Below are 5,977 nucleotides of genomic sequence, written 5' to 3' on the forward strand. Positions count from 1 at the left end.
GCGATCGTCGCCGAGGTGGCGAAGTCCGTGCCGGGCGACAATCTCGGCATCCACGCCCATGACGATTGCGGCTGCGCCGTCGCCAATTCGCTGGCCGCCGTCGAGGCCGGCGCCCGCCAGATCCAGGGCACGCTGAACGGGCTCGGCGAGCGCTGCGGCAACGCCAATCTGGTGACGCTGATCGGCGCGCTGAAGCTCAAGGAGCGCTATCGCGAGCGCTTTTCGATCGGCGTCGGCGACGAGCAGCTCGGCGAGCTCACCCATGTCTCGCGCGCCCTCGACGAGATGCTGAACCGCGCCCCGAACCGGCACGCACCGTTCGTCGGAGCCTCGGCCTTCGCCACCAAGGCCGGCATCCACGCCTCCGCCGTGCTCAAGGACCCGCGCACCTATGAGCATGTGCCGCCCGAGGCGACCGGCAACATCCGCAAGGTGCTGGTCTCCGACCAGGGTGGCAAGTCGAACCTCGTCGCCGAGCTGGAGCGCATCGGCGTCACCCTCGGGCGCGACGATCCGAGGCTCTCGCGGGTGCTGGAAGAACTCAAGGACAAGGAGGCGCAGGGCTACGCCTTCGAGGGCGCCGACGCTTCCTTCTATTTGCTGGTTCGCCGCATCCTCGGCGAGGTGCCGGATTTCTTCCAGGTCGAGCGTTTCGCGGTCAATGTCGAGCGCCGCCACAATGCGCTGGGCGAGCTCGTCACCTTCTCCGAGGCGATCGTCAAGGTGAAGGTGGGGGACGAGGTCCTGATCTCCGCGGCGGAAGGCGATTCCGGCCCGGTCAATGCGCTCGACATCGCACTGCGCAAGGATCTCGGCCGCTACCAGTCGCTGATCGGCGGCCTGCGCCTGGTCGACTACAAGGTCCGGATCTTCCAGGGCGGCACCGACGCCGTGACGCGGGTGCTGATCGAATCGGCCGACGAGCGCGGCGAGCGCTGGACCACGGTCGGCGTCAGCGCCAACATCATCGACGCGTCCTTCCAGGCGCTGACGGATTCGATCGTCTACAAGCTGATGCGCGAGGGCGCGACGGGGTAGGATTGCGCGTCATTCTCGGGCGAAGCGAAGCGTAGACCCGGGAATCTCATGACCAGTGGAAGGCGTTCAAATCGTCACGAGATGGTCGGGTCAAGCCCGACCATGACGCGGGTGTCGCCGGCCGGCTGCCTCGTTCAATCCGTCAGGCGGAGCGTCCTCTCCCGGCACAGGTCGACGCCGTCATTGTCGCTCTCGGCCTCATCGCTGAACTTGCCGAGGACGTAATAGCTGCAGCCCGCGGGCTTGTTCAGCTTCAGTGAGACGCTCTGGCCGGGCGCCAGCGGCTTGGCCAGCCTCGCCACCAGCCGCGGCTGTTCGCCCGAGGTCGCGATCTCCAGCGATTCCAGCGGGATGGTGCGGGCATTGGTGATCTTGATCTGGGCCGGCGGGCGCTTCGCCTGGGCCAAGGCGGGCAGGGCCGGCAGCAGCGCCAGCGCACAGGCGGCGGACAGGACACGAGCAGGTTTCATGGGCTTCCTTCCCGATCTCGGCCTCGAGAGGCCCTAAAGGCATCTGACATCGCGGTTGGGACGAGAACAAGGCGGAAGCGTGCCGTCGCGCGCAGCCATCGCGGCAGTCCCCGAGCCGACTTCCGGGGGATCGCCTGCGGGAGTGGGGTCGCGCGGGCCGGACGCGCCACGCCCCGTCACCGCCACGCGCGTCAGCACATGCATTTGCCGGCGGTTGCGCCTATATGAGCGCTCCAAACTGGAATCGTTGAAAAATGTCCCCGCCTGCCGCGCCGTCCCCGGCGCCGACTTTCGCACGCTCGGCCGTGCTGCAGCCCGGCTCCGGCTTCATCGCCACCTTCCAGGCGCTCTGGCCCTATCTCTGGCCGCCGGACCGGGCCGATCTGCGCCGCCGGGTGGTGATCGCCTTCGCGCTGCTGGTCGTCGGCCGGCTCGTGCTGATGGGCGTGCCCTTCACCTTCAAATGGGCGACCGACGCGCTCGCCGGCACCCCGACGACACTCGAGGCCTGGCTGCCCTGGCTGGTCGGCGCGCCCTTGGCGCTGACGGTGATCTACGGCCTCGCCCGCGTCGGCTCGGCCGCCTTCGTGCAGTTGCGCGATGCGATCTTCGCCCCGGTCTTCATGCATGCGGTGCGCACGCTCGCGCTGCAGACCTTCGGGCATCTGCACCATCTCTCGCTGCGCTTCCATCTCGAGCGCAAGACCGGCGGGCTGACCCGCGTGCTCGAGCGCGGCCGCAACGGCATCGAGGAGATGGTGCGCCTCGGCCTCAACCAGCTCGTGCCGGTGATCATCGAGGTCTCGCTGATCATCATCGTGCTGCTGCAGCTGTTCGACTGGCGCTATGTCGTCGTGCTGGTGGTCATGGTCGTCGGCTACATGGCCTACACCATCAAGGCCACCGAATGGCGCATCGCCATCCGCGCCGAGATGAACGAATCCGACACCGACGCCAACGCCAAGGCGATCGATTCGCTGCTCAACTACGAGACGGTGAAGTATTTCGGCGCCGAGGCGCGCGAGACGGCGCGCTACGACGTCTCCATGGCGCGCTATGAGCGCAACTCGATCAAGGCCTACAGCTCGCTCGCCTGGCTCAATTTCGGCCAGGCCGCGATCTTCGCAGCAGGGCTGACGGTCTCGATGGTGATGTGCGTGCGCGGCTTCCAGGCCGGGACCAACACGGTCGGCGATTTCGTGCTGATCAACGCCATGCTGATCCAGCTCTACATCCCGCTGAACTTCATGGGCACCGTCTATCGCGAGATCAAGCAGGCGACGCTCGACATCGAGCAGATGTTCTCGCTGATCGGCCGCGATCCCGAGATCCAGGACAAGCCGGGCGCCCCCGCGCTCGACATCCGTGCCGGCTCCGTCACCTTCGAGGACGTGCACTTCGCCTATGTGCCGGAGCGCCCGATCCTGCGCGGCATCTCGTTCTCGGTGCCGGCCGGCAAGACCATCGCCATCGTCGGCCCCTCGGGGGCCGGCAAGTCGACGATCTCGCGGCTGCTCTTCCGCTTCTACGAGCCGCAGGCCGGGCGCATCCTGATCGACGGGCAGGACATCGCCGAAGTCCAGCAGGTCAGCTTGCGCGCCGCCATCGGCATGGTCCCGCAGGACACGGTGCTGTTCAACGACACCATCGAGTACAACCTCCGCTATGGCCGGCCGCAGGCGACGCAAGGCGAGATCGAGGAGGCGGCGCGCCTCGCCCAGATCGACCGCTTCATCAAGACCCTGCCCGAAGGCTACGCCACCTCGGTCGGCGAGCGCGGGCTGAAGCTTTCCGGCGGCGAGAAGCAGCGCGTCGCCATCGCCCGCACCATCCTCAAGGGGCCGCCGGTGCTGGTCCTCGACGAGGCGACCTCGGCGCTCGATTCCTTCACCGAGAAGGAGATCCAGGACGCGCTCGACCGGGTCAGCCAGGGCCGCACCACGCTGGTGATCGCGCACCGGCTCTCGACCGTGGTCAATGCCGACGAGATCATCGTGCTCGACAAGGGACTGATCGTCGAGCGCGGCCACCATCGCGAACTGCTTGCCGCCGGCGGCGTCTATGCGGCGCTGTGGAACCGCCAGCGCCAGGTCGACGAGGCCAAGGCGACCCTGCAGCGCGCGACCGCCGAGGAGGGGCAGAGCGTCAGGGTCAGCTTGACCGACTAGAATTGGACCCACGATTTCCAAGCGCTTCAGTCATTCCGGGCAAGCCGCGACAGCGGCGCAGGCCCGGAATCCATCGAAGGGCGCGGGAACTCTATAATAGATTCTAAGCGTTCCGCTTCGCTTCAGCCGGAATGACGATCTCATTGTTCGCGCGGTCATTCCGCCGATCGGACCTGCGCGAAAATGCGGCTTGGCAGCTGAGAGGGCAAGGCGCAGACTGCCCTTGGGGCAGGGGGATTTGTCATGTTCGTGCTCGATCCGACGACGCTGGTCGGCTTCCATACCTGGCTCAGCCTGATCGCCATCGTTGCCGGCTTCCCGATGGCGGCGGCCCTGCTGAAGGGCCATCTCAGCCGGCGCTGGAACGGCATCTTCCTGTCGACGGCGATCGCGACCAGCGCCACCGGCTTCGCCTTTCCGTTCAGCGGCGTGCTGCCCTCGCATATCGTCGGGGCGATCTCGCTGGTGCTGCTCGCCATCGCCGCCGTGGCGCTCTATGCGCGCGGCCTGCGCGGCGGCTGGCGGCGGAGCTATGCGATCACCGCCATGCTCTCCTTCTACCTCCTGATCTTCGTGCTGGTCGCGCAGCTCTTCCTGAAGTTGCCGGCGCTCAACGCCATGGCGCCGACCCAGAGCGAGCCGCCCTTCGCCATCGCGCAAGGCGTCGTGCTCGCCACCTTCCTTGCCCTGACCGTGCTGGCTGCAAGGCGTTTCAACGGCGGCACGCCGCCTTTGCGGGTTGCCTGACGCGCTCACCAAAAAAAAGCGGCGGCCCGAAGGCCGCCCAAGGTCTACTTTTCGCGTCCTGCTCTAATCGCGATCGACGTCGACGATCTCGCCCCATCGGTTGACCTCGACGCGCAGATCGCCGCCGCGCCGGTCGGCGCCGTTGATCACCCAGGCATTGCCGCGCCAGCGCACCTCGTCGACCTCGGCGACGCCATGGCGGCGCGCGATCCTGATCGCCTCGCGCTGCGAGACCGCCTCGCGCCGCGGGGCATATTCGTCCATCCGGCGCGGGTCGTAGTCGTCCGCCCTGTAGGTGTTGCCGCGATAGGGCGCATTGTCCCAACTCGTCGGGCCGCGCTCATATTTCGGGCCGCTGTTCTCGGGCCTCAGATCGACGCCCTGGGCCATTGCCGCAGCGGAGGAAAGTGCCAGCGCACCCGCCAGCAGGCCGATCTTCAAAGCTCTCATCATCATTCTCCGGATCGATGCAACCTTCCCGATCAACTGCCGGTGCAGGCCGGCGTTCCGAAATCTTTCATGGCCATTTCGTGATGGATCGGCCTCACTCATGGCCGCCGACGATCGGCAGGATCTCGCCGGTGATGTAGCTGGAGCATTGCGGCGAGGCGAGGAAGACATAGGCCGGGGCGATCTCTTCCGGCTGGGCCGGGCGCTTCATCGGCACGCGTGCGCCGAACTCGGCGACGTCCTCGGCGGTCTTGTCGGACGGGTTGAGCGGGGTCCAGACCGGACCGGGCGCCACCGCGTTGACCCGGATGCCGCGCGGCACCAGATGCGCCGCCAGCGAGCGGGTGAAGGCGTGGATACCGCCCTTGGTGGTGGCATAGTCGATCAGTTGCTTGCTGCCGTCGAACCCGGTGACCGAACCGGTGTTGACGATGGCGCTGCCCTTGCCGAGATGCGGCAGCGCCGCCTGCGCCATGTGGAAATAGCCGTGCAGATTGGTGCGGATCGTCGTGTCGAAATGCTCTTCGCTCAAATCCTCGAAGCGCGGCGAATGGACCTGGAAGGCGGCGTTGTTGACCAGCACGTCGAGGCTGCCGAAGGCCTTCACGACCTTCGCCACCGCGTCGCGGCAGAAGGCGGCGTCGCGGACGTCGCCTGAGATGGCGAGCCCGCGCCGGCCTTCCGCCTCGATCGCGGCCAGGGTCGTCCTTGCGTCCTCGTCCTCGCCGAGATGCAGGATCGCCACGTCGGCGCCCTCGCGGGCGAACAGCACCGCGACCGCCCGGCCGATGCCCGAATCGCCGCCGGTGATCAGCGCGACCTTGCCCTCGAGCTTGCCCGAGCCCTTGTAGAAGGGCGCATCATACATCGGCGCAGGGTCGAGCATGGCTTCCGAGCCGGGCTTGGGCTGGTGCTGGCGCTTGAAGGGCGGCACGGGATAAAGCCTCGCCCCGGCCTGCATCGCGCCGTCCTGAACCTTCGTGTCCTCAGCCTTATTGTCCTGGCGCTTCTCCGGCCGGGCGTCGGCGCGCGCGATCCGCTTCTGGATGCGCCGCTGCTGCTTGGCGGCGGCCTTCACCGCCCTGGCTGGCTTGGCCGCCTTGT

The 5,977-nt window shown here is 67.3% G+C and carries 6 protein-coding genes; 3 read left to right on the forward strand and 3 right to left on the reverse strand.

All coding sequences use genetic code 11. The features are described from left to right. The coding region (locus V6M56_RS00485; RefSeq protein ID WP_332680605.1) for an alpha-isopropylmalate synthase regulatory domain-containing protein at window positions 1-1,038 on the forward strand (1,038 nt) is incomplete at its 5' end. A gap of 134 nt (window positions 1,039-1,172) precedes the next feature. Here V6M56_RS00485 and V6M56_RS00490 read toward each other — a convergent pair. Next, entirely contained in the window at window positions 1,173-1,508 is a 336-nt protein-coding gene (locus V6M56_RS00490) for a hypothetical protein (protein ID WP_332680606.1), read from the reverse strand. A gap of 254 nt (window positions 1,509-1,762) precedes the next feature. On the opposite strand from V6M56_RS00490, the gene V6M56_RS00495 reads away from it, so the two are divergent. Both V6M56_RS00495 and V6M56_RS00500 read left to right on the forward strand, forming a co-directional pair. Continuing rightward, entirely contained in the window at window positions 1,763-3,676 is a 1,914-nt protein-coding gene (locus tag V6M56_RS00495) for an ABCB family ABC transporter ATP-binding protein/permease (protein WP_332680607.1), read from the forward strand. Window positions 3,677-3,919: 243 nt separating this feature from the next. Then, window positions 3,920-4,423: a hypothetical protein gene (locus tag V6M56_RS00500; RefSeq protein ID WP_332680608.1), complete on the forward strand. Its 504-nt coding sequence runs from the start codon at window positions 3,920-3,922 to the stop codon at window positions 4,421-4,423. Window positions 4,424-4,486: 63 nt separating this feature from the next. Here V6M56_RS00500 and V6M56_RS00505 read toward each other — a convergent pair whose 3' ends face one another. Together V6M56_RS00505 and V6M56_RS00510 are read right to left on the reverse strand one after the other, a co-directional pair. Further along, a complete protein-coding gene (locus V6M56_RS00505) occupies window positions 4,487-4,873 on the reverse strand; it encodes a hypothetical protein (protein ID WP_332680609.1) in 387 nt (128 codons plus the stop codon). A 94-nt stretch (window positions 4,874-4,967) separates the two neighbouring features. After that, complete coding sequence (locus tag V6M56_RS00510; protein WP_332680610.1) at window positions 4,968-5,951, reverse strand: SDR family oxidoreductase; 984 nt, start codon at window positions 5,949-5,951, stop codon at window positions 4,968-4,970. Window positions 5,952-5,977 lie beyond the last annotated feature (26 nt).

It is taken from the genome of Allobosea sp., from assembly GCF_036675845.1.
Classification (GTDB): domain Bacteria; phylum Pseudomonadota; class Alphaproteobacteria; order Rhizobiales; family Beijerinckiaceae; genus Allobosea.

What these genes read in the sequence shown, in the direction of transcription:
- V6M56_RS00495 (WP_332680607.1), top strand. Translation starts at nt 1,763, where the DNA reads ATGTCCCCGCCTGCCGCGCCGTCCCCGGCGCCGACTTTCGCACGCTCG.
- V6M56_RS00500 (WP_332680608.1), top strand. Translation starts at nt 3,920, where the DNA reads ATGTTCGTGCTCGATCCGACGACGCTGGTCGGCTTCCATACCTGGCTC.
- V6M56_RS00505 (WP_332680609.1), bottom strand. Translation starts at nt 4,873, where the DNA reads ATGAGAGCTTTGAAGATCGGCCTGCTGGCGGGTGCGCTGGCACTTTCC.
- V6M56_RS00490 (WP_332680606.1), bottom strand. Translation starts at nt 1,508, where the DNA reads ATGAAACCTGCTCGTGTCCTGTCCGCCGCCTGTGCGCTGGCGCTGCTG.